Origin of the sequence: Pseudomonas sp. LAIL14HWK12:I1, assembly GCF_003202095.1 — a bacterium.
In the GTDB taxonomy this organism is placed as follows: Bacteria; Pseudomonadota; Gammaproteobacteria; order Pseudomonadales; family Pseudomonadaceae; genus Aquipseudomonas; species Aquipseudomonas monteilii.
In genome coordinates, this window is sequence record NZ_QJKG01000001.1 from 198684 (window position 1) to 222246 (window position 23563).

A 23563-nucleotide genomic window follows, 5' to 3' on the forward strand; every position below is an offset into this window, starting at 1 on the left:
TCAACCGGCCAGCAAGTCCCACGACAGCTTGGCGATCAGCACGCACAACAGCACCAGGAACAGCCCGCGGACAAAGCCGGCGCCCTTGCGCACTGCCAGCCAGGTACCGGTCAGCGCGCCCAGGATGTTGCACACCGCCATGGGCAGGGCGATGGCATACAACACGTTGCCCGTCGGCACGAAGAACACCAGTGCCGCCAGGTTGGTGGCGATGTTCACCACCTTGGCCGACGCCGAGGCGTGCAGGAAGTCCAGGGCAAAGAAGCGGATGAACAGGAAGATCAGGAAGCTACCGGTGCCGGGGCCGAACAGGCCGTCGTAAAAACCGATCGCACCGCCGATCAGCACCGCCAGGCACTGCTCCTTGCGGCCGATTTGCGCAGGCTTGTGCAGGGTGCCGAAGTCTTTCTTGCAGAAGGTGTAGATGGCCATCAGCACAATCAGCACCAGCACCGCCGGGCGCATCACGCTGGGCGGCACCAGCGACACCGTGGCGGCACCGGCGAACGACATGACAAAGGCGCTGAGTGCAGCGGGTACGATCAGCCCCCAGTCCAGCGTCACCTTGCGGATAAACGACCGCGCCGCGAAGGCCGTGCCGCACACCGATGCCAGCTTGTTGCTGCCGAGCAATGCCGCTGGCTGTGCGGCGGGCAGCACATTGAACAAGGCCGGGATCTGGATCAGCCCACCACCCCCCACGGCGGCATCGATCAGCCCAGCGGCAAAAGCGAACACGGAAAGTACAGCGATATCCATCATGATGCAGGCCCAGAGGCAGAGAAGACGCCTGCAAGGCTAATCAAAGTACCGCGCTTGTGTTGAAATGCCATATTGCGAAAACTGCAACAAGGAGCAGGCGATGGCATTGGACATGCTGCGGGAAATCCAGGCGTTCGTCAGCGTGGCACACAAGCGCAGCTTCGTCGCCGCCGCCCGCGCACTGGGGCGTTCCCCCAGCGCCGTTACCCGGGCTGTACAAACCCTGGAAGACAACGCCGGAAGCAAGCTGCTCAACCGAAACGCCAACGCCGTGACCTTGACCGAAGCCGGCGAGCGACTGTTGCCGCACGCCGAGCGCTTGCTGGATGTGCAACGCGATGCGGCCGACGAACTGGCCGCGCTCAGCGGCAATGCCCAGGGCTGGATCCGCTTTGCCGTGCCGCAGTTGCTGGGGGAGCATGTGTTGCCGCAGGTGCTTGCCGAGTTTTCTCGCGACCACCCGCAAGTGACCCTCGACGTGCAGTACAGCGACGAAGCCCTCGACCCACTGCAAGGCAAATTCGATTTCGTGGTGCGCGGCGCCTTTCCCCAATCGAGCGAGCTGATCGGCTACCCGCTTTGGCCCTATCAGCGCCACCTGTATGCCAGCCCCGCCTACCTGAGCCTGGCCGGCACACCGCAACACCCGGAAGACCTGGAGGGCCATACGCTGATCCTGCATACCGCGCCACGCATCCTCAAGGCCTGGCATTTCTGCCGTGATGGCCAGATCACCAGCCTGCGCCCCAGGCCCAGGCTGCGCCTGGGTTCGGGCGATGCGGTGTACCACAGCACCCTGGCCGGTGCCGGTATCGCCCGCCTGGCCGCCTGGGTTGGCGAAGCGCAGGTCAAAACCGGGCGCCTGGTGCGGGTGTGCCCCCAGTACCGCCTGACCTCCAGCAGCGGGCAGGACCCGCAGATGCACGCGCTATACCCTGCCGGCGAGCTGCCGGCACGGGTACGTGACTTGCTGGCGGCCCTGCGCCGAGCCGGCATGGCCCAATGAAACAGCCACTGAAACGGCTGTTCAATTTCTGCTCAATTTAACAGAGCCCGCCGTGGGCTTGGCTTACAGCACTTTATCCACAGACCTACCCACGTTTTTTGTGGACAGATTTCCCAGCGCAAAGAATGACTTATCCCATGCGCGGGTGAACGTTGAACCTCAGCTTGGCGGAATCGTGCCAAGAAGACCAATCAGAATGGTCAGTAGCAGAAAACCACCCAGGAATAGCGCCAGCTTGCCCATTGGAACCTCTACAGTTGTGATGCGGGAATGGGCATATTCTCGGCCTTGGGCTGATACGGTTACAGATTCAGCTTTGTGGAAAAAAAGCGGATCAGATGGAAACCTGCTGAAGCTTTTCCGCAGGCAGCCAGCCCAGTTCGCCATTGCCATGGCGACGGCACCAGACCCACCCGTTGAGCGGGCGCAGCATCTGCACCCGCTGCCCGGGGTCGGCATCGAGCTCATGCGCTGAGTAATTGTCCAGTGCCCTGCCCTGGCACACGCTGATCCGCTCGATCAACTGGGCCGGTACCCAGCCAGGTTCCTGACCACTGCAGGTGCACAGGTACCAGTCCTGCCAGCCTGGCTCGCCTTCGTAGCGTGGCCCGATGTTCAGCAGCGTGCCCTTGGCGAAGCGGATGGGCCGCGGGTATTCACTGCGATGGGGTTCAATCACAACGTAATGCATGGGCCTCTCCTTGGCCGGGTAAACCTTCGATCGGTGCAACAGCGGAAAAACCACCGCTGCACCGCGTTTGTATCGTTATGTGTACCCATTGAGACCTGATACACAAGCACGTCTCCAACGGGTCAATCGGACATATCGGCGATACAGCCGTCAACTTTACTGGCACACATCAACCCGCCCCAATGGCTCATGCCAAGGAGATGCCCGATGCCTGCCCGCCACTCGACCCACACCCTGTCACGCCGCTTCAACCACGCCCTGCTGGCCTGCACCGTGCTGCCGCTCGGGCTGATGGCGACGGCCATCGCCACCGCCGCCCCCGTACAGCCCCAGCCAGCAAGCGCAGTGGCCGACAGGTTCGGCCCTCTGAAACACATCAACGCAGGCGTGCTCGATGTGGCTTACGTGGAACAAGGCCCCACCGATGGCCCGGTGGTGATCCTGCTGCACGGCTGGCCCTACGACATTCATAGCTTCGAGGAAGTTGCACCTGCCCTGGCGGCAAAAGGTTACCGGGTGTTGGTGCCCTACGTGCGCGGCTACGGCCAAACCCGCTTCCTGTCTGCGGCAACGCCACGCAATGCCCAACCCACCGCCCTGGCCAGCGATGTCGTCGCATTCATGGACGCGCTGCATATCCAGCGTGCAGTACTCGCCGGTTTCGACTGGGGTGCGCGTACTGCCGACATTGTCTCTGCGCTGTGGCCAGAGCGGGTGAAGGCCTTGGTCTCGGTCAGCGGCTACCTGATCAGCAGCCAGGAAGCCGCCAAGGCGCCGCTGCCACCCAGCGCCGAACTGCAGTGGTGGTACCAGTACTACTTCGCCACCCCACGCGGCCAGGCGGGCTACGAGCAGAACCGCCATGCCTTCGCCAAACTGATCTGGCAAACCGCCTCGCCCAAGTGGGCTTTCGATGACGCCACGTTCGAGCGCAGCGCCCAGGCCCTGGATAACCCCGATCAAGTGGCGATTACCGTGCACAACTACCGCTGGCGGCTGGGGCTGGCCCAAGGCGAAACCCGCTATGACCCGCTGGAAGCCAAGCTGGCCCGCTTCCCCGGCATCACTGTACCGACCATTGCTCTGGAGGGCGATGCCAACGGCGCCCCACACCCGCCTGCAGAAGCGTATGCAAAGCGCTTTACCGGCAAATACGAGTACCGGCTGATCAGCGGTGGCATTGGCCACAACCTGCCGCAGGAAGCGCCAAAAGCGTTTGCACAGGCGGTCGTGGATGCGGACCACTTCTAACGCGCAAGCAATTGCTACACGAAGTTTCGAAGGGCACGGCAAACCATTTACAGGAAATTGTCGAGAGTCTGTAGGGAGGAAACCCCGTGGTGGCCAGCTATCACGCGGGGTGCGGCCAAGACTGAATGAAACGATTTGAAATGCAGCTTGTAGGATCTTTTACCGCGCAACGTAGGAGTATTCGCCTCGGTGGGATTTCCCTGTATGAAACATCAGTTTCTGCAGCAAAATCGAGCTGCTACGGTCCGATTTTCCTACAACGGCACGGAAGCCCACAGTGTGAGAAAAGCATGGACCCGTACAATGCCTCGGCCCTGAAGCTGCAGAAAAATTTGCTGAACCTGCGCCTTGAGCGCGATCGCCTGAAAAAGGAGGGTAAGCACAACGAGGCGGACGAGTTGGCTGAACTGATCGCCAAGATAGAGGCGGCTATCCAGCAGTTACCGGATAGCTTCAAGCCCGTGACCTTGCAGTGAGCTGTACCCTTTCCTGGCCCCACAGGATTACGCTGAAGCTGAAACCAGCGCAAACCTGTGGGAGCGGGCAGGTTTTTAGAGCATCTGCACCCTCAGAACAGCTTGACCGTGTAACTCAGGATCAGCCGGTTCTCATCAATGTCCGTGCGGTAATTGGAACGCGCCATCACATTGCGCACCCGTATCCCCAATCCTGCCAACGGCCCGCTTTGCACCACATAGGCCAGGTCCAGATCACGCTCGCGATCTCGCCCTTCAAAGCCCAGCCCGGTGTCCACATCCCGCCCCTTCACATAGCGCAAGGTTGACGTCAGGCCCGGAATGCCCAAGGAGACAAAGTTATAGTCGTGCCGCACCTGCCACGACCGCTCCCCCGGCGCCGAAAACTCGTAGGTCGGCAGCGTGTTGCCCATCGGGTTGGTGTTGGCGCCCACCTGGATAAAGCCGTCATCACCGCCAATCTGCTGGTACCCCACATAGAAGGTATGCCCGCCGGTCTTGGCTGAGAACAGGCTGAACAGTGCGTGATTGTCGTAATCGCCGGCAATCTTGCGCCCGTCCTCGCGGGCATCGAAGTAGCCGGCATTCACCCCCAGCGTCCAGTCACCCAACGGCTCGGCATGCTTGAAGCTGTAGAAGCGCTGCTGGTAGATGTCTTCCAGCTGCGCCTGCCATACGCCAACACTGGTGCGGTTGTCGTTGAAGGCATAGTCGGCACCCACGTAGTTGAAACGGTCGCTGGTAAAGCGTGCCAGCCGCGCCGGATTGATCGGATCGTTGACCAGCGCGTACATCTTCTGGCTGTTGGACGAGTCACGCAAGCTGGTGGAGCGGAACTGCCCGGCATTCAGGGTCAGCCCGGCAAACTCGCGGGACTCCAGCATCGCCCCTTGGTAGGTTGGCGGCAGCAGGCGCAGGTCGCTGAACAGCAGCACAGGCAGGTTGGGCATCAACTCGCCCACCTTCAACTCGGTCTGCGACACCTTGAACTTGATCGCCGCACCCAGGCGGCTGTACTCGTCCGCCGACTTACCGCTGTCCAGGCTGGGCAACAAGCCGGACTTGGCATGCGCCGGGCTGCTGTCGAGCTTGAAGCCAAGCAGGCCGGTAACATCGACACCGACGCCCAGCGTGCCCTGGGTATAGCCGGAGCTGGCATTGAGGATGAAACCCTGCGCCCACTCCTGGGTACGCGATTGGGTGCTCGCCCCCTTGATGTCAGCGTAGTCACGGCTGAAAAAGTAATTGCGCGCCTGCAGCGTGGCACGGGCGCCTTCGATGAAACCGGCCTCTTCAGCCGAAGCCTCGGCACACAGCGCGACGGCAATACAACCGCCGGCCAGGCGCGCAGACGAAGAAAAACGCGGTGCAGTGGAACCTTGCATGGGGCTACTCCTGGATTCGGGCAACAGCCACCCGGCGCGGTGGCCTTGAACGGCCACCGAGGTGCGGGTTGCTTTGAGAGAGGGTTGGCAGGCGGGCACCCGGCCCGCCTGCACTGCCATTGCGTGAAGCGCTGGGCCGCTAGCGGTTGACCAGCTTCGCCGGCAAGGCAATAACCAGGAAGCAGCTGAGAATCAGGCAGCCGGCAAACACCCACAGTGCTGCGTGAGAAGTACCGGTCAGGTCAGTGACCAGGCCCATCAGCGAGTTGCTGACCAGGCCGGCGATATTGGCCACCGAGCAAGCCAGGGCGAAGCCGGTAGCCGCAGCCGTGCCCTTGAGGAAGGTGGCCGGTAGGCTGAAGAACACCGGCACTGCGCCAATGATGGCCGCCGAAGCGATGGCGAACAGCACCACGGTCATCACCAGGTTCTGGCTGAACAAGGTACTGCTGGCCATGGCAATCGCACCGATGATGAACGGCACGATGATGTGCCAGCGGCGCTCGCGGTGGCGATCGGAGCTGGCCCCGATCATCAGCATGCCAGCCAGCGCGGCCAGGCTCGGGATGGCCGTGAGCAGGCCAATGTGGAAGGTATCACTGACGCCCGCATCACGGATGAAGGTTGGCATCCAGAAGCCCATGGCATAGGCGCTGAGCAGGATCGAGAAATCGATACCTCCCAGCATCCACACCTTCAGGTTGAAGAAGCCGTCGCGGAAGCTGTGCTTGCTGTCTTTGCCCTCGGCATCGTCAGCGGCCAGGTCTGCCGCCAGCTGGGCCTTGTCGTCATCCGACAGCCACTTGGCCTGCTGGAAGTGGTTGGGCAGTGCCCAGAACGTGAGGATGCCAAGCAGCACGCTGGGGATCGCCTCCAGCAGGAACAGCCACTGCCAGCCATGCAGTCCATGCACCTGGTCGAAATGCCCCATGATCCAGCCAGAAATCGGCCCGCCAATCACGCTGGACAACGGCAAGCCGATCATGAACAGGGCAATGATGCGCCCTCGCCGGTAGGTGGGGTACCACATGGTCAGGTAGTACAACACGCCCGGCAGGAAGCCAGCCTCGGCAGCCCCGAGCAGAAACCGCAGGATGTAGAACTGGGTGGTGGTGCTGACGAACATGGTGCAGGCCGACAGCAAGCCCCAGGTGATCATGATGCGGGCGATCCACAGCTTGGCGCCAACGCGCTGCAGGATCAGGTTGCTCGGCACTTCGAAAATGATGTAGCCGACAAAGAACAGACCGGCACCCAGGCCGTAGGCTGCAGTACTGAACTGCAGGTCTTCGAGCATTTGCAGCTTGGCGAAACCGACGTTGATGCGGTCGAGGTACGCGGCGAGGTAGCAGAAGCACAGGAAGGGTATTAGCCTCCAGGTGATCTTGCTGTACAGCGCTTTGGTGCCATGGTCGATGTCACTGTGGACCGTGGTTGCATTCGCAATTGGCATTTCCTGTCTCCTGGCGGGCGACTTTGTGGTTGTTTTAAGGCCAGCAGTTTTCGACGCGCCGGGCACCCCGCGCACTATACGCGGCGCGCCCCGGCAACGCCTGAAGACCCCGAGTGCTCCTGCGGGGCGACCGCCCGGACAGCAGGCGGTCATGGACGGGCTTCCGGCACCGTTCCTTGATTGTTATTGGGTAAGGGCTGCCCGGCGTTCAGCCGGCCAGGTGCCGCAGGTGTTGCATGGCGTCCTGCCGGGTGACGACGTCCCCATACTTGCTGTCGATGTCGAACAGGTTGGCTTCATGCGGGTCGTTGTGGCGGTCACCTACGCACTCGCGCACCACGATGGTTCGAAAGCCGTGCTGCATGGCATCCACTGCACTGGCGCGGATGCAGCCGCTGGTGGAACAGCCGGCCAGCACCACGGTATCGATCCCTTGTGCATGCAGCAGCGGGGCCAGGCTAGTGCCGAAGAAGGCACTGGCGTACTGCTTGCTCAACACCACCTCCCCCGCCTGCGGTGCGACCGCCTCGCAGAAGGCAGCCAGCGGGTTGCCTTCGACCATGTCCTTCATCACTGGCGCCTTGCGCACCCACACACCGCCGTCGGCAAAATGCGGCGGCTGGTAGCGAATGTTGGTGTGCACCACCAGGGTACCGCAGTCGCGGGCCAGCGCCAGCAGGCCGGCAGCCTGCTCGACCGCCGCGACAACACCCGGGGCATACAGCGGAGCGCCAGGCGTGGTGTAACCCTGCATGAAGTCGATCATCAACAGGGCTGGCTTGCGGCCGAAGCCAATGCGCTGGCCCCAGACCCCCTGATAGTTGTCACGGGCGCTTTGTGTGTCGCTCATGTCCGCCTCCCGGTTTCAGTAAGCGCCCGACAGCAAGGCACCAGCACCCGGCACGATCGGCTCCAGGTCCAGCGCCTTGAGCATGGCGTAGGTGGTGGCGATGGCTGCGGTAACCACTGGCTTGCCGGTTTGCGCCTCGACCTTGGCCACAGCTGGCAGCGACTGCATCTGCACGCAGGCCGAAAGCACCACCACATCCACGCCTTCCAGGTTCATGCCGGCGACGATGCCTGGCAGGTTGGCCGGGTCGTGGCGAGCCACGGCGAGGTTGTCGGGGATTTCCAGCGCGCGCCAGTCCTGCACGTCAAAGCCTTCCTCGCGGATGTAGTTCACCACCAGTTCGGTCAGCGGTTTCATGTACGGGGCGACGATGGCAATGCGCTTGGCCTTCATCACATGCAACGCTTCTACCAGCGCACCGGCACTGGTGATGACCGGCGCCAACGCATCATTGTCGGCGGTGGCCTGCTGCAGGCGTTTTTCCGATTGGCGGTGGTAACCCAGGCCCATGGCCATGATCGCCACCAGGCAGGCGTAGCCCAGCACATCGACCTTGGCGTCGGACAGCTCCACGGCGCAGCGGTCGGACTCGGCGTCCATCGCGGCCAGCTCTTCCTTCTTCACCTGCTTCATGCGCATGCGGCTGGAATGGAAGGTGAAGCGCTCGGGGCGGATGGCCTGGCGTGCATTGAGCATCGCCGGGATCTCGGTTTCCATGGTGGTGTTGGAACTCGGCACGATCTGGCCGATGCGGTATAGCTGGGTCATGTCTCGTGCTCCGTCAGACAAGGGGTTGGTCGAGGAAGTCGCCAAAGGCGGCGAAGAAGCCTTCAAGGTCATCCCAAGGGATCATGTGGCCGGCGTTGTCTACCCGTACCACCTGGATATCCGGCTTCAGCTCGCGGATTTCGGCTATGTCGCGGGGCTCGATCACCCCGCCGCGCCCCGCCACCATCAGCAGCGTCGGCTGGCGCACGGCAGGCAGGTCCTGGTGGATATCCACCTCGTGGAAGTCATCGAAGGCGCGCACGATTGCCGGCTCGTAACAGGTGTGCAGCCATTCGGCGCGCAGGGCCAGTTGCTCGTCGCTCCAGGTGGCACAGAAGGCGCGCATGTCGTCGCCGCTCATGCCAACCGTGGCCAGGCGGATCGAGTCGACATACCACGGCAACTTGCTCGGGTAGGCGCGGCGCCCCGGCCCGGAAACCGGCGGGTCGACCAGCACCAGCCGCTGCAACCCCGGCGCCCCTTGGGCAGCAGCACGAATGGCAAAGCGCGCCCCCATCGAATGCCCGACCAGGTGATAGCTGCCCAGGCCCAGCGCAGCAGCAAACGCGGGGATGTCTGCGGCACAGGCGTCGGTGCCGTAATCCAGCCCAGGCCCGCTCTCCGACAACCCACGCCCACGCACATCCAGCACATAGGTATCGAAGTACTGGCCAAGGCGCTCGGCCACGAAGCCCCAGGTAACCGCCGGGCTGGTGATGCCCGGCACCAGGATCAGCGCCTGGCCCTTGCCGCCGTAGCGCAGAAAATGCTGGCGGATGCCATTGGCGCTGACGTTACCGCCGGCGACGAAGGTACTCATGCCGCCTCCCCGCTTTTAAGCGGCTGCCCGTAGAGGTCGTAGCCATAGACCCAGGCCGGGTCTTCCTGGGTGTAGAGCCAGGTGTTGGCGTTGGATACCGACTGCACCTGCGATGCCCGCTCCTTGCGGTTGGCCTCGTACAGGGCGAACGCGGTGCGGTGGTCGGACAGCCCGGTCTCTTGCAGGCAGCGGGTCAGCATGGCCGCATCCTCGATAGCCATGCAGGCGCCCTGGGCCATGTGCGGCTTCATCGGGTGGCAGGCGTCACCCAGCATGACCAGCCGGCCACGGCTCCACAGCGGCAACGGGTTGCGGTTGCGCAGTGGCCACTTGGTGATCGATTCGGTCGCGTCGATCAGCTTTTGCACAGTGGGATGGTAGCCCTCGAAGGCGGCGCGCATTTCCTCCTGGCTGCTGTCCACGTAGGCGCCCTGGAAGTCCCAGGCTTCATGCGGCACACCGGTGACGAAGTAGTACTCGTCACGCTTGCCGGTGGTGTAGTAGACCATCATGTGGCGGTCTTCGGACCACCACTTCACGCAGGGCTCGAACACATCGGCATGCTGCGCCAGGTTCACCCCGCGGATCAGTGCCCGGTGCGCGACCCAGCCGCTGTAGTTCGGCGCTTCGGCGCCTAGCAGCTCTTCGCGGATTTTCGAGTGGATGCCATCGGCACCGATGACGATATCAGCCACGGTGTGCGTGCCGTCGGCGAAGTCCAGGCGCACCTGGTCGCCTTCGTCGACAATCTTTTGCAGGCGCTTGCCGAAGTGCACGGTGCCCGGTTTGATCGCGTCGATCTGCAGCGCGTGCAGGTCGCCACGGTGAATGGTGATGTAGGCGGCGCCGTACTCGCGACGGGCGTATTCGCCCAGCGGAATGCGCGACAGGTAATCACCGGTATTGCCGTCGCGGCTGAACCAGAAGTCCGGGTGCGAGCCCATCAGCTCCAGCTTCTGCTCCAGCCCCATGCGGCGGAAGATTTTCATCACGTTAGGGCCGATATGAATGCCCGCGCCAAGGCGGGTGAATTCCGGCGCCTGCTCGAACACCTCGACATCGAACCCGGCCTGTTGCAGCAACGTGGCGGCGGCTGCCCCACCCAGACCCGCACCGACGATTGCGATTTTCTGCCTACCCCGCATGGGTATCTCTCCTCTTGTTCTGATGTGTGGCCAGCGGTTCGACCGCCTGACGATTTAGAGCGTATACGCTGCAATTGAATTTTGAAAAGAGGGGCAGGCAAATATTTTTCAAACAGCTGATCGAAACGTGCAGCCAAAGCTCTGTTACCGTAATAACTAGGCGTATGTGTGGATAGGTAACGTTTTACAGATAACTTGCGCTTACCGACGGGATGCGCTTTCATCTGCAAAAGTAGGGTGTACACACTATTAATTTGCACCGAGATGAAGCGCCGGGCACTGCCTTGGTGCAGCACCTCTCCCCCATCAACGCCGCCCAGGAGAACCCCGATGCCGGTGAGCAATGCGCAACTGACCCAGATGTTCGAGCACGTACTGAAGCTTTCCCGCGTGGACGAGACGCAGAGCGTCGCCGTGCTCAAGAGCCACTACTCCGACCCGCGCACGGTCAACGCGGCGATGGAAGCTGCGCAGCGCCTGAAGGCCAAGGTGTATGCGGTGGAGCTGCCCGCGTTCAACCACCCCACGGCGATGGGCAACGACATGACCGCCTACTGCGGCGACACCGCACTTACCGGCAACCTGGCGGCGCAACGGGCACTGGAGGCGGCAGACCTGATCGTCGACACCATGATGTTGCTGCACTCCCCCGAGCAGGAGCAGATCCTCAAGACCGGCACGCGTATTCTGCTGGCTGTGGAGCCGCCGGAAGTGCTGGCGCGCATGCTGCCCACCGAGGACGATAAACGCCGCGTGCTGGCTGCCGAAACCCTGCTGAAGCAGGCGCGCAGCCTGCATGTGCGGTCCAAGGCCGGCAGCGACTTCCACGCCCCGCTTGGCCAGTACCCGGCCGTGACCGAATACGGCTATGCCGACGAGCCGGGGCGCTGGGACCACTGGCCGAGCGGCTTTCTGTTCACCTGGCCGAACGAGGACAGCGCCGAGGGCACACTGGTGCTGGACGTGGGCGACATCATCCTGCCGTTCAAGAACTACTGCCGCGAGCGCATCACCCTGGAGATCGAGAAAGGCTTCATCACCGGCATTCATGGCGGCTTCGAGGCCGAGTACCTGCGCGATTACATGAAGTACTTCAACGACCCCGAGGTGTATGGCATTTCGCACATCGGCTGGGGCCTGCAGCCACGCGCGCAGTGGACGGCCATGGGCCTACACGACCGCAACGATGGCATGTGCATGGACGCCCGGGCCTTCTACGGCAACTTCCTGTTCTCCACCGGCCCCAACACCGAGGTCGGCGGCAAGCGCAAGACCCCGTGCCACCTGGACATTCCGCTGCGCAATTGCGACATCTACCTGGATGACCAAGCCGTGGTCCTGGCCGGCGACGTGGTCGCACCAGAGGAGTCGCGGGCGCGATAGGGGTTATACTGGCCGGGCGCTCCGCTCTTGGCGGCCGGCCAGCCTCTTTCCACCCAGCCCAAGCCATTCTATGTCGATAAAAACCACCCCCAGCAGCGCCCCGCTCGACAACACACCCTATGACGTTACCGAACAGGTCGGCCACTTGCTGCGCAAGGCCTACCAGCGGCACACGGCGATCTTCCAGCAGCAGGCTTGCGACCCGCAGCTGACCTCGATCCAGTTCGTCACCCTGTGCGCCCTGCGCGACCACGGCCCCAGTTCCCAGGCCGAGCTGATCAAGGCGACTGCGGTGGACCAGGCAACCATCCGCGGCATCGTCGACCGTTTGAAGGCACGCGAACTGGTGCAGTTGTCGCCAGATCCCAGCGACCGGCGCAAGGTTATCGTCGAGCTCACCGACAATGGCGCTGCCTTGCTGGACGAAATGATCCCCTGCGCCCGGCAGATCAGCGAGTTGAGCATGGGCAGCCTGAATGCCGGTGAGCGTGTGGCCATCCTGTACCTGCTGCGCAAGATGATCGACAGCGGCGAGAACGCCGGCTGACCTCAAGCTTTGGGGCTGCTACGCAGCCCCAGTCACAACTGCCCCCCAAAAAATCATCCCTGGCCTGCTTCTTGCTCACTCATTTCATGTAGTGAGTACTTACCGAACTTCTCTCCCCGTTTGAGTCCTTCGGTAGCGCAAGCAACCTCCAGAGATGAGCCAATAATGCAAACAACCCTCTCCCTGCGGGTCAACGGCCAAGCCGTCGAAACCAGCGCCGCGCCCGACACACCGCTGCTGCTGGTCCTGCGCAACGACCTGTGCCTGAACGGCCCCAAGTACGGCTGCGGCCTGGGCGAATGCGGGGCGTGCACGGTGATCATCGACGGCGTGGCTGCACGCTCGTGTGTCATCCCCTTGGCCGGCGCCGAGGGCCGTGACATCACCACCCTCGAAGGGCTGGGCAGCAAGGCCGCGCCGCACGCAGTGCAACAGGCGTTCATCGACGAACAGGCCGCCCAGTGCGGTTACTGCATGAACGGCATGATCATGACCGCCAAGGCCTTGCTCGACCGCATCCCAAACCCCAGCGACGAACAGATCCGCAATGAACTGCGCGGCAATCTGTGCCGCTGCGGCACCCACGTCGAAATCCTGCGCGCCGTGCGCCGCGCTGCCCAGACCCGGAGCAAAGCATGAACCACTCTCAACAGGTGCCCAGCCGCGACCAGTTGCAGGCCAAGACCGGCGTGTTGCTGATCGTCGACCAGATCACCCCGCCTTCCGGCCCCGTGGCCAAGGGCGTGACGCCCGTGGTCAAGGAACGCGAACTGGCATTGTTCATCGCCGTCAGCGACGACGGCCTGGTCTACGCCTTCAACGGCCACGTCGACCTGGGCACCGGCATTCGCACCTCACTGGCACAGATCGTTGCTGAAGAGCTGGACCTGCGCATGGACCAGGTTCACATGGTTTTGGGTGACACCGAACGGGCGCCGAACCAGGGCGCAACCATTGCCAGCGCCACCTTGCAGATTTCCGCCGTGCCTTTGCGCAAGGCCGCGGCCACGGCGCGGCGCTTCTTGCTGCAACAGGCCGCGCAACGGCTTGCTTGCGCCCCCGAAGCCCTGCGCATTGAAGAAGGCGCGGTAATCGCCAGCAACGGCAGCACGCTGAGCTTTGCCGAACTGGTGCAAGGTGAAAACCACCAGCTGTACATCGCCGACGATGCGCCGCTCAAGGCCATTGAGGACTACCGCCTGGTCGGGCGCAGTGCCGCACGGGTGGACATCCCCGGCAAGGCCACTGGCGAGCTGACCTACGTGCATGACATGCGCCTGCCCGACATGCTGCACGGCCGGGTCATCCGCCCACCCTACGCCGGCCACGACAGCGGCGACTTCGTCGGCAACAGCCTGCTGGCGGTCGATGAAGCCTCCATCGCCCACGTGCCCGGTGTGGTCGCGGTGGTGGTCATCCGTGACTTTGTCGGTGTGGTGGCCGAGCGCGAGGAGCAGGCCATTCGCGCCGCCCATGACCTGAAGGTCAGCTGGAAGCCCTTTACCGCCAAGCTGCCTGACCTCAGCGATGTTGCCCAGGCCATCCGCGACAACCCGCGGGTGCAGCGCACCGTGCTGGACAAGGGTGATGTCGACGGCGGCATCGCCAATGCCAGCCAACGCCTGAGCCGCAGCTACCTGTGGCCGTACCAGTTGCATGCTTCTATTGGCCCGTCGTGCGCGCTGGCCGACTTCACCGATAACCAGATCCGCGTGTGGTCCGGCACGCAAAACCCGCACCTGCTGCGCGCCGACCTGGCCTGGCTGCTGGAATGCGCCGAAGACCGCATCGAAATCATCCGCATGGAGGCTGCTGGCTGCTATGGCCGCAACTGCGCCGACGATGTGTGTGCCGATGCGGTGCTGCTGTCGCGTGCCGTGCAGCGCCCGGTGCGGGTGCAGCTGACGCGCGAGCAGGAACATGTGTGGGAGCCCAAAGGTACCGCGCAGCTGATGGAGATCGACGGCGGCCTGAACGCCGATGGCAGCGTGGCCGCCTACGACTTCCAGACCAGCTACCCGTCCAACGGCGCCCCAACCCTGGCGCTGCTACTGACCGGCGCCGTGGAACCGGTGCCGGCACTGTTCGAGATGGGCGACCGTACCTCGATCCCGCCGTATGACTACGAGCACATGCGCGTCACCATCAACGACATGACGCCGCTGGTGCGCGCCTCGTGGATGCGCGGTGTATCGGCCATGCCCAACAGCTTCGCCCACGAGTCGTACATCGATGAGCTGGCCTTCGCGGCGGGTGTAGACCCGGTCGAATACCGCCTCAAGCACCTGTCCGACCCGCGCGCCATCGACCTGGTCAAGGCCACCGCCGAACGCGCCGCATGGCAGCCGCATACCCAGCCCATGCAAACGCAAGCCGAAGGTGACGTACTGCGTGGCAGGGGCTTTGCCTATGCACGCTACATCCACAGCAAGTTTCCCGGCTTCGGCGCGGCCTGGGCGGCGTGGGTGGCTGATGTCGCGGTAGACCGGCGCACCGGCGAGGTCGCCGTCACCCGTGTGGTGATTGGCCACGATGCCGGGATGATGGTCAACCCGGAGGGCGTGCGACACCAGATACACGGCAACGTCATCCAGTCCACCAGCCGCGTGCTCAAGGAACAAGTCAGCTTTGAGGAGTCGACGGTGGCCAGCAAGGAATGGGGCGGCTACCCGATCCTGACCTTCCCCGAGTTGCCAGCCATTGACGTGATGATGCTGCCGCGCCAGTACGAACCGCCGATGGGCAGTGGCGAGTCGGCCTCGGTACCCAGCGCGGCCGCCATCGCCAACGCTATTTTCGACGCCACCGGCATCCGCTTTCGGGAACTGCCGATTACGGCGGAACGGGTGCGCGCAGCGCTCGGTGGCGAGGGCCAGGAGCCTGATGCCCCCACACAGGAACACCCCACAAAGAAGCGCTCGAAGTGGTGGTTCGGCTCGCTGGCCGGGGTATTCGGCGCAGCCCTGGGCATGCTCGCCACCGCCCTGCCCTGGCGCGCTGAAATCGCCCCGGTAACCCCGCCTGGTGCCGGCAGCTGGAGCGCGGCGATGCTCGAACGCGGGCGCCAGGTGGCGGCAGCCGGTGACTGCGCCGTGTGTCACACGGTCAGCGGCGGCAAGGTCAATGCGGGGGGGCTGGCGATGGAAACGCCGTTCGGGACGCTGTACAGCACCAACATCACCCCCGACCCGGAAACCGGTATTGGTCGCTGGTCATTCGCCGCCTTCGAGCGGGCCATGCGCGAAGGCATCAGCCGCGATGGCCGGCACCTCTACCCGGCCTTCCCCTACACCTCGTTTCGCAACATCAACGATGCCGACATGCAGGCGCTGTACGCCTACCTGATGTCGCAAACCCCGGTACGCCAGTCGGCGCCCGCCAACGAAATGCGCTTCCCGTTCAACCAGCGGCCCCTGATGGCCGGCTGGAATGCGCTGTTTTTGCAACGCGGCGAGTACCAGCCCGACCCGCAACGCAGTGCGCAGTGGAACCGTGGCGCTTACCTGGTCGACGGACTGGGCCATTGCACGGCCTGCCACTCGCCACGCAATTTGATGGGGGCGGAGAAAGGCGGCGGCAGCTACCTTGCCGGCGGCAGGGTCGACGGCTGGGAAGCCCCGGCACTGAATGCCCTGGGCAAGTCGGCAACGCCTTGGAGCGAAGACGAACTGTTCACCTACCTGAGCACCGGTTTTTCCGAAAAGCACGGTGTGGCGGCAGGCCCGATGGGGCCAGTGGTCAGCGAGCTGGCCACATTGCCCAAAAGCGATGTACGCGCCATCGCCCATTACCTCAGCTCGCTCGACGGCGAGCCTGCGACGCTTGCAGCCAACGCTGCGCCGCAAACGGATATCCAGGTGTCGCTGAGCAACGGTGAGCGGGTATTCAAGGGCGCGTGCCTGGCCTGCCACAGCGATGGCCTGGGGCCGAAGCTGTTGGGTGTCAGCCCGTCGATGGCGGTGAACAGCAACGTCCACAGCGACCTGCCGGACAACCTGCTGCGCGTGGTACTGCACGGCATACCCACCCCGGCAACCCGAGACCTTGGCTACATGCCCGGCTTCAAGGACAGCCTGTCGGACCGCCAGGTCGCCGACCTGGCGGCCTACCTGCGCCAGCGCTTCGCCGCCGACAAACCGGCCTGGCAAGGGCTGGCAGCCAAGGCCGCGCACATACGCGCCAACCCTGGCAGCCACTGAGGGTCAGCGGCGCAACCCGCGCAGGGCCAGGTCGCTGATGAAGGCCAGCCAATCGGCCTTGGCCTGCTGGTCGGCCAGGTCCACGGCCAGGAACGAGCTGAGGGTATGGCGGTTGGAATTATAGAAATAGCAGAGCGAGGCAATCATCAGGTAGGCGTGGGTGATGTCGATGTCGTTGCGGAACAGGCCCTTGGCCTGGCCCGCCTCGATGATCGGCCGCAGCACGCCGACCGCCTCGCCAGACAAAGCCTTGAGGTTTTGCGACTTGCGCGCGTGCTGGCCCTGGTGAAGGTTCTCGGTGGCAAGAATGGTGACGAATTCGGGGTGGCGCACGTAGTAGTCCCAGATGAACGCCACCAGCTCACGCAGGGCTTTTTCCGGGTCGTCGAGGTCGATGCGCAGCTTGGCTTCGGCCTGGTTGAAGCTGGCGTAGATGTGCTCCAGTACACTGATGAACAGCTTCTCCTTGTTGCCGAAGTAGTAATAGATCATCCGGTCGTTGGACTTGGCCAGCGTGGAGATCTGCTCGATACGCCCACCGGTGAAGCCTTCCTTGCTGAAGACCTTCACCGCGGCCTTGAGGATGTTGTCCCGGGTGCGGTCGGCCTGTTGGGCGCGTACACCGGTTTTGCGAGTTTGCATGTCGGTCCCTGTGGGGCTGGCCAGATACCCAACACTGCCACAGACGTTGGGCCATTGCGCGGCTTTTTCGGCTGGGCTGAGACGATATGAGCGAGGTAGCGGAGCATGCAGCATCTCGACCTGCAGGTGATCGACAAAGCCCTGCAATGGGCCAGGGCCGGGGACACGGTGTGGCTGTGCACGGTGTTGTCCACTTATGGCTCGGCCCCTCGCTCGCCTGGGGCGATGCTGGCTTGCCGCAGCGCGCAGGATTGGGTCGGTTCATTGTCTGGCGGCTGTGTCGAAGAGGAATTTCTCGGCAACCTGGCGCAAGGTGCATTTACCCAGCAGGCACAGGTGGTGCGCTATGGCGATGGCCAGGAGCAGAGCCGGCGCTTGCGCCTGCCTTGCGGTGGCGTATTGGTGGTGCTGGTGGAGCGGCGACAGGCGGACGGCGCATGGCTGGAACACCTGCAATCGCTGCAAGGGGCGCTGTTGGGCCAGCAGCGGGTGACGCGCAAGGTCAGTTTGCCGGCAGGTGATTTCAGCTTGCATGGCGACAACAGCGTGGCCGTGCGCATGGACGAAAGCGCCGTGCATATTGGCGTCGGCCCCGTACTACGGCTGGTGCTGGCCGGGCTGTCGCCCGTCGCCGAAGCCTGCGCTGACATTGCCCGCACGCTGGGCTGCGAAGTCATCGCCTGCGACCCGCGTGAGGAGATGGCGCATGTCGAGATAGAGGGCGCACAGATGCATCGGGTGCTGCCCTCACTGTTTATCGCGGCGGGTGGTTGCCATGCAGCGACTGCCGTGGTGGCGCTGACCCACGACCCGAAAATCGATGACCTGGCGTTGATGGAGGCGGTGCATACCCCGGCGTTCTACATCGGGGCGATGGGCTCGGCGGCCACCTCGGCCCGGCGTGCCGAGCGGTTACAGCGGATAGGCGGGTTGACCGCCAAGCAGATAGAGCGACTGCACATGCCTATCGGGCTGGACCTGGGCAGCAAGTCGCCAGCGGAGATCGCGCTGGCGGTGATGGCGGATGTGCTGAGGGTGTACCGGGGCAAGGCGCGGGATGCGCTGTGAGCGGCACTAAACGAGATGGGTAGACTCGCATATGCACGCCAGCATAGGCGTAACAGTTTACGCAACCACTGCATAGAATGAACCTGTTGTAACTTTGATCACTTGTAAAAATCCTTATCCCTCTGGTGAGCGCGTGTCAGGCAGTTCATCAGGTGCAGCCGCATGGCAGCACGGGCAGCACCGGCATCCTTGCGGGTGATCGCGGCATGCACTTGCTCGCGCTCCCGCGCTTCCAGTGCCCGCTGCTCGGCATCACCCCCTGATACTGCTGGCGGGGCCGCCGCCAGCAAGGTATGCCCAAGGTGGGTCATGGTGTCGATGAAAAAGCTGTTGCCCGTGCATTGGGCTATCTGCAAGTGAAACTCGAAGTCGGTACGCATGCAGGGCACAGACTGCGTATCGACGGCCCCATCGAGCGCCGCACGCATGGCAGCCAGTTGCTCCGGGGTTGCACGCTGGGCAGCAATGGCGGCCGCCTCGACCTCAAGGCAAAGCCGCAACTCGATGATCGCCACCGCGTTGTATGCACCGCCCATTCCGGGACTCGCACTCTGGAAGTCACCTGCCGGGATGGCGTCTACCACGAAGGTGCCGATACCACGGCGGGTTTCTACCAGGCCTTCGGCCTGCAACCGTGACATGGCCTCGCGCACCACGGTACGGCTTACGCCCCGCGCTTTGGTCACGGCTTCTTCGGTGGGCAATTTGCTGCCCGCCGGCAATTCACCCGAGAGAATCTGCTGCGACAGGTCATGCACCAGTTGCTGTGCGAGATTCAGGCGTTTTTCCGGGGGGGCAGCAGCCATTGGGCGAACCTTTGCAATACGGAAGAGCCCGGAGTATACCCGCTGCCCGGGGCCAAAACGCACTATACTGGCCGCTGCCCACACAAGAGCACAGCAATGCCGGACCCTACCACCCGCCCCACCCAACCGCCCCGCCGCCTGGCTGAAGCGCTGGTCGAACGCTTTGCCCAACGCATGCGCGAGGGCACACTCAAGCGTGGTGACAAACTGCCAACCGAAGCGACGCTGATCGAAACCGAAGGTGTCAGCCGCTCGGTAGTACGCGAAGCGTTGTCGCGCATGCAGGCAGCGGGCCTGGTCGAGACCCGCCACGGTGTGGGCACCTTCGTGCTGGACATGCCGGCACCGGAGAGCTTCAACGTGGGGCCGGCAACCATCAGCCTGCTGTCCGATGTGCTCGACCTGCTGGAATACCGCCTCAGCCTTGAAGTGCAAGCCGCCGGCATGGCCGCCGAACGGGCCACGCCGCAAGCGCTCGAAGAATTGCAGCAAGCATTGGAGGCGCTGATGCAAGGCCCGGAAAAGTCCGGCAGCACGACCAACGCCGATTTCCAGTTCCACCTTAAAATCGCCAAGGCCGCAGGCAACCAGTACCTGATCGACATCATGAAGCATCTGGGCACCAAGATGATCCCCCGCACGCGCATGAACTCTGCCTACACCGGGCAGAGCAACCGCAGCACCTACCTGGCCGGCATCAACGCCGAACATCAGCAGATCTACGACGCCATTGCCAGCCGCCAGGTCGACGCGGCGCGCGCCGCCATGTACCTGCACCTGAGCAACAGCCGTATGCGCCTGCGGGAGGCGCAACGGCTACAGGCATTCTACAGCGAGGCCTGAGGCTACGGTGCGGGCTCTACGTCCGTGTAGGCAAGCCCTTGGCTGCCCTGTACCTGCCAAGGGTTGGCGCCACCGGTCTCGGTGAAGCGCAGCCCGTCGAAGCGCGAATCCTTCAGGCCATCGATCTTCACCGGGGCCGGCCCACTGAAGCGCACCCGCTCGAACACCAACCCCTGGTGCCAGGCGCCATGACCGCTATCGCCTTTCACCTCGATGGCGGCGGTGCGGGCGTTTTCCACGCTTACGTCACTGACCGTGATATCCCGAAACTGCCCCGCCACCGTCGAACGTTTGTAATCGAGCTTGGCATTCGGGTCGTTGTAATCCAGGGTGAAGATGAAGGCCTGTTTCGCTGTGTTGCGGATGGCCGAATCACGGAAGGTGACGTAACGCGCACCACCGCCCATGAAGTTGGTGCTTTTCATGCGCAGCCCGGCATCGGTACCATCCGAGACGTTGTCCTCTGCCAGGATGTTCTGAATCCACGCGCCGGTATGGCTGCCCGCCACGACCATGCCATGGCCTTTGCGGAAATAGTTGTTGAAGATCCAGGCATCCTCCTGCGCCTTCTGGTGGACCGCATCCGCCCCGGTACCGGCGGCGAAGTTGACGCAGTCGTCACCGGTGTCGAAGAAGTTGTTGAATACCAGCGCGCCACGACTGTTGGCAAACTCGATACCGTCGCCGTTGTTGGCGTCGTAAGTACGGTGCGTGGTGTTGGCCAGCACCACATTCTGCGTTTCCAGGTTCATGATGCCGTGATAGGCCGGGTTCACCACCGTGAAGCCGCCATAGAACACGTTTGTCACATTGCGCAGGGTGATCAGCGACGAGCGCATCTGCCCGTAGGCATCCTTGACGTTCATGCCCTCGGCCACCGCCCGCGCCACCTGCGCCTTGGCCAGCACGCCGTCGTGCATATAGCGGGTGTTGTCGCTGGGCAGGTAGAAGGGCAAGGCTCGCCCGCGCTCGTCGACCACGTCCGGGTTACGCTTCCAGCCATTGCCGTCGATGGTGCCCTTGCCGACGATGCGGATGTTCTCGAAGGCCTGGTGCGCATGCGGGTCGCGCGGTAAGGCATTGATCAGCGAAGCCGGGCGCACGGTGGTGGAATACGGGTACTGGATATAGCCCTGGCGTGGGTAGTCCTCGGCACGTTCGGAACCCAACAGGGTAGCGCCCTCGGCGATTTCCAGGGTCATGTCGCTCTTGAGGTAGAGCGCCCCGCTCTTGTACGTACCGGCAGGCAGCAACACCTTGCAGCCCTTGCTGCACGCATCGATGGCGCGCTGAATGGCAGCCGTGTCGAGCGCCTTGCCATCGCCCTTGGCGCCGTAGCGCTGCACGTTGAACAGTGCCGGTACGTCGGTGGTTCGCTGCACCACCACGGGGCTGTCAGCAGACTCTTTGCCATGGCGATCGACCGAGCGCACGGTGAAGCGGTACTCGGTATCGGGTGCAAGCCCCTGGGCGGTGAAGCTGTGAATGGCGATGCGGTGGTGGAAGTTGTGCAGGTCCTGCTCGTAGAACCGGTCAATGTAGGGTTTGGCCGGTGACACCTGATCGTTGTTGGCGTTGCTGGCCCCCAGCAATCTGCCATTGGCATACACGTGGTAGTCGACGATTTCGGCATGGCTGGCGGGCTTTTCCCACACCAGGATGATCTGCCGGTCGTCGTAGGCCAGCGTCGGCACCTGGACCTTTGCAGGGGCCTCTACGGCCCACAGTGGCAAGCTGCTGCCCATGGCCAGGGCAGCCACGGCAGCACGCACCCGCCAAACGGGCGCAGGGTTGGCATTCGGCATGTTCTTGTCTTCCTTGTAATTGCCGGGTTCAGGCCGACAGGGCCGGGGCGGCGTCCGCGCTGAAGTCGCGGCTGGCTTGCACCAGCATTCGGGTGTAATCGTGGGTGGCCTGGTCCTGGCTCAGTGCCCGACAGTCCAGTTGCTCGACGATACGCCCCTGCTGCATCACCGCGACCTTGTCGCACAGGTGGCTGACCACGCCCAGGTCGTGAGTCACCATCAGGTAGGTAAGCTTCTCGCGCTGACGCAGGTCCGACAGCAGGTTGAGGATCTCTGCCTGCACCGACACATCGAGGGCCGACGTGGGCTCATCGAGCAACAGCACCCTGGGCTCAAGGATCAACGCCCGGGCGATAGCCACCCGCTGACGCTGGCCGCCAGACAACTGGTGCGGGTAGCGGTAACGGTAGCTGTCGTTGAGGCCTACCTTGATGAGGATGTCGTTGATGCGATCGTTGCGCTCATCCATGCCGTGGATCACCAACGGCTCGCGCAGTGCAGTGTCGATGGTATGGCGCGGGTGCAGCGAGCCATAGGGATCCTGGAACACCATCTGCACCTTGCGAAAGTGCTCCTTGGGAAGCTTGTGCTGCAACGGTACACCGTCGATGCTCAGGGCCCCGCTCCAGTGCCGGTACTGGCCGGCCAGGCAGCGCAGCACCGTGGTCTTGCCAGAGCCGGACTCCCCTACCAGGCCAAAGGACTCGCCATCTTCGACACTCAGGTCGACATTGTGCAGCACCTGGTTGAGCGCGGCGCCAACGCCAAAGCTCAGGTTCAACGCGTGTGCTTGGATCATGGACATGGTCAGTTACCTCAGCAGGAGAGCCACAGCGGGTCGCGTTGCAACACAGGCAAACGCGGGCGGCGGTTGTCCATGCTTGGCAAGGCGGCCAGCAGGCCTCGGGTGTAGGGGTGTTCGGCACGGTGCAGGTCACTGGCCGCCAGCGACTCCACCACGCGCCCGGCATACATCACCAGCACCCGGTCACAGTAATTGCGCACCAGGTTCAGGTCGTGGCTGACGAAAATCAGCCCCATCTGCTGCTCTACCACCAGCTCTTCGAGCACGTTGAGCACCTGCTGGCGTACCGACACATCCAGCGCCGAGGTCGGTTCGTCGGCAATGATCACTTCCGGGTTGGTGATGACCATCATCGCGATCATGATGCGCTGGCCCATGCCGCCGCTCACCTCATGCGGATAAAGGTTGTAGACGCGCTTCGGGTCGCGGATATGCACCTTGTCGAGCATCTGCAGCACCCGTTCACGGGCCTCGCTGCGGCTGGCCTTGTGGTGTGCCAGGTAGGCCTCGGCAATCTGGTCGCCAACGCGCACCACCGGATTGAGCGAGTACTTGGGGTCTTGCATGATCATCGAAATACGCTGGCCGCGGATTTTCTGCATGGCCTTTTCGCTGGCACTGAGCAGGTCGACATCGCCGAACTGCAGGGCGTTTGCGGTGATCTGCGCGCTGCCAGGGTGTAGCTTGAGCAAGCTGCGGCCAACCGTGGACTTGCCCGAGCCGGACTCACCGACGATGGCGAGCTTTTCCCGGCCCAGGGTGAACGACACGTCACGCACCGCGTGCATCACTTTCTTGCCGTTGACGAAGCGCACATTGAGCGATTCGACATTGAGTTTGAGCGCTGACATAAAGCCT

At 63.3% G+C, this 23563-nt stretch carries 22 protein-coding genes; 9 read left to right on the forward strand and 13 right to left on the reverse strand.

Annotated features, from left to right (window positions below):
• Positions 1 to 762, reverse strand: coding sequence for a TSUP family transporter (locus D906_RS01015; protein ID WP_019096766.1), 762 nt, complete (start codon positions 760 to 762; stop codon positions 1 to 3).
• A gap of 100 nt (positions 763 to 862) precedes the next feature.
• Here D906_RS01015 and D906_RS01020 point away from each other — a divergent pair, with 100 nt between their 5' ends.
• Positions 863 to 1768 (forward strand): LysR family transcriptional regulator, encoded by a 906-nt coding sequence (locus D906_RS01020; RefSeq protein ID WP_019096765.1) that lies wholly within the window; start codon positions 863 to 865, stop codon positions 1766 to 1768.
• A gap of 334 nt (positions 1769 to 2102) precedes the next feature.
• Here the strand turns inward: D906_RS01020 and D906_RS01030 are convergent, their stop codons facing one another.
• The gene (locus D906_RS01030) at positions 2103 to 2459 is read right to left on the reverse strand and encodes an SH3 domain-containing protein (protein ID WP_019096764.1); all 357 of its coding nucleotides are present in this window, start codon (positions 2457 to 2459) and stop codon (positions 2103 to 2105) included.
• 207 nt (positions 2460 to 2666) lie between these two features.
• On the opposite strand from D906_RS01030, the gene D906_RS01035 reads away from it, so the two are divergent.
• Together D906_RS01035 and D906_RS01040 are read left to right on the forward strand one after the other, a co-directional pair.
• A complete protein-coding gene (locus tag D906_RS01035; RefSeq protein ID WP_019096763.1) occupies positions 2667 to 3710 on the forward strand; it encodes an alpha/beta fold hydrolase in 1044 nt (347 codons plus the stop codon).
• Positions 3711 to 4000: 290 nt separating this feature from the next.
• Entirely contained in the window at positions 4001 to 4186 is a 186-nt protein-coding gene (locus tag D906_RS01040; protein ID WP_019096762.1) for a hypothetical protein, read from the forward strand.
• A gap of 92 nt (positions 4187 to 4278) precedes the next feature.
• Here the strand turns inward: D906_RS01040 and D906_RS01045 are convergent, their stop codons facing one another.
• The 6 genes from D906_RS01045 to nicC form a co-directional block, all read right to left on the reverse strand.
• Positions 4279 to 5571 carry an OprD family porin gene (locus tag D906_RS01045; protein ID WP_027615024.1) on the reverse strand — a complete coding sequence of 431 codons (1293 nt, stop codon included), beginning with the start codon at positions 5569 to 5571 and terminating at the stop codon, positions 4279 to 4281.
• A gap of 139 nt (positions 5572 to 5710) precedes the next feature.
• Positions 5711 to 7024 carry an MFS transporter gene (locus D906_RS01050; protein WP_019096760.1) on the reverse strand — a complete coding sequence of 438 codons (1314 nt, stop codon included), beginning with the start codon at positions 7022 to 7024 and terminating at the stop codon, positions 5711 to 5713.
• A gap of 208 nt (positions 7025 to 7232) precedes the next feature.
• Positions 7233 to 7874 carry an N-carbamoylsarcosine amidohydrolase gene (locus D906_RS01055; protein ID WP_016711455.1) on the reverse strand — a complete coding sequence of 214 codons (642 nt, stop codon included), beginning with the start codon at positions 7872 to 7874 and terminating at the stop codon, positions 7233 to 7235.
• A 15-nt stretch (positions 7875 to 7889) separates the two neighbouring features.
• Complete coding sequence (locus tag D906_RS01060; RefSeq protein WP_019096759.1) at positions 7890 to 8642, reverse strand: maleate isomerase; 753 nt, start codon at positions 8640 to 8642, stop codon at positions 7890 to 7892.
• Between the two features lie 13 nt (positions 8643 to 8655).
• Positions 8656 to 9462 carry an N-formylmaleamate deformylase gene (nicD, locus tag D906_RS01065; RefSeq protein ID WP_019096758.1) on the reverse strand — a complete coding sequence of 269 codons (807 nt, stop codon included), beginning with the start codon at positions 9460 to 9462 and terminating at the stop codon, positions 8656 to 8658.
• A complete protein-coding gene (nicC, locus tag D906_RS01070) occupies positions 9459 to 10607 on the reverse strand; it encodes a 6-hydroxynicotinate 3-monooxygenase (protein WP_019096757.1) in 1149 nt (382 codons plus the stop codon). Before nicC ends, nicD begins: the two co-directional genes overlap by 4 nt.
• A gap of 330 nt (positions 10608 to 10937) precedes the next feature.
• Here nicC and D906_RS01075 point away from each other — a divergent pair, with 330 nt between their 5' ends.
• From D906_RS01075 to D906_RS01090, 4 genes are all read left to right on the forward strand, one after another.
• Complete coding sequence (locus D906_RS01075; RefSeq protein ID WP_016711459.1) at positions 10938 to 11990, forward strand: 2,5-dihydroxypyridine 5,6-dioxygenase; 1053 nt, start codon at positions 10938 to 10940, stop codon at positions 11988 to 11990.
• Between the two features lie 70 nt (positions 11991 to 12060).
• Positions 12061 to 12537 carry a MarR family winged helix-turn-helix transcriptional regulator gene (locus D906_RS01080; RefSeq protein ID WP_019096756.1) on the forward strand — a complete coding sequence of 159 codons (477 nt, stop codon included), beginning with the start codon at positions 12061 to 12063 and terminating at the stop codon, positions 12535 to 12537.
• A gap of 165 nt (positions 12538 to 12702) precedes the next feature.
• Positions 12703 to 13176, forward strand: coding sequence for a (2Fe-2S)-binding protein (locus tag D906_RS01085; protein ID WP_019096755.1), 474 nt, complete (start codon positions 12703 to 12705; stop codon positions 13174 to 13176).
• Positions 13173 to 16736 carry a molybdopterin cofactor-binding domain-containing protein gene (locus D906_RS01090; protein WP_027615025.1) on the forward strand — a complete coding sequence of 1188 codons (3564 nt, stop codon included), beginning with the start codon at positions 13173 to 13175 and terminating at the stop codon, positions 16734 to 16736. The genes D906_RS01085 and D906_RS01090 overlap by 4 nt, the downstream gene beginning before the upstream one ends.
• Before the next feature lie 3 nt (positions 16737 to 16739).
• On the opposite strand, the gene D906_RS01095 is transcribed toward D906_RS01090, so the two are convergent.
• Positions 16740 to 17378 (reverse strand): TetR family transcriptional regulator, encoded by a 639-nt coding sequence (locus D906_RS01095; protein ID WP_019096753.1) that lies wholly within the window; start codon positions 17376 to 17378, stop codon positions 16740 to 16742.
• 105 nt (positions 17379 to 17483) lie between these two features.
• Here D906_RS01095 and D906_RS01100 point away from each other — a divergent pair, with 105 nt between their 5' ends.
• Positions 17484 to 18446, forward strand: coding sequence for an XdhC family protein (locus D906_RS01100; protein WP_027608844.1), 963 nt, complete (start codon positions 17484 to 17486; stop codon positions 18444 to 18446).
• Positions 18447 to 18544: 98 nt separating this feature from the next.
• On the opposite strand, the gene D906_RS01105 is transcribed toward D906_RS01100, so the two are convergent.
• Positions 18545 to 19252 carry a FadR/GntR family transcriptional regulator gene (locus tag D906_RS01105; RefSeq protein WP_027615026.1) on the reverse strand — a complete coding sequence of 236 codons (708 nt, stop codon included), beginning with the start codon at positions 19250 to 19252 and terminating at the stop codon, positions 18545 to 18547.
• Positions 19253 to 19348: 96 nt separating this feature from the next.
• Here D906_RS01105 and D906_RS01110 point away from each other — a divergent pair, with 96 nt between their 5' ends.
• Positions 19349 to 20095, forward strand: coding sequence for a FadR/GntR family transcriptional regulator (locus D906_RS01110; protein ID WP_019096750.1), 747 nt, complete (start codon positions 19349 to 19351; stop codon positions 20093 to 20095).
• Positions 20096 to 20097: 2 nt separating this feature from the next.
• Here D906_RS01110 and D906_RS01115 read toward each other — a convergent pair whose 3' ends face one another.
• Genes D906_RS01115 through D906_RS01125 form a run of 3 tightly spaced genes read right to left on the reverse strand, consistent with a single transcriptional unit; the run spans position 20098 to position 23556 of the window.
• Positions 20098 to 21900, reverse strand: a complete 1803-nt coding sequence (locus D906_RS01115) for a glycosyl hydrolase family 28 protein (protein ID WP_027608842.1) — start codon at positions 21898 to 21900, stop codon at positions 20098 to 20100.
• A gap of 28 nt (positions 21901 to 21928) precedes the next feature.
• On the reverse strand, positions 21929 to 22705 hold the full coding sequence (locus tag D906_RS01120) for an ABC transporter ATP-binding protein (protein WP_025753685.1): 777 nt from the start codon (positions 22703 to 22705) through the stop codon (positions 21929 to 21931).
• Between the two features lie 11 nt (positions 22706 to 22716).
• Positions 22717 to 23556, reverse strand: a complete 840-nt coding sequence (locus D906_RS01125; protein ID WP_025753683.1) for an ABC transporter ATP-binding protein — start codon at positions 23554 to 23556, stop codon at positions 22717 to 22719.
• Positions 23557 to 23563 lie beyond the last annotated feature (7 nt).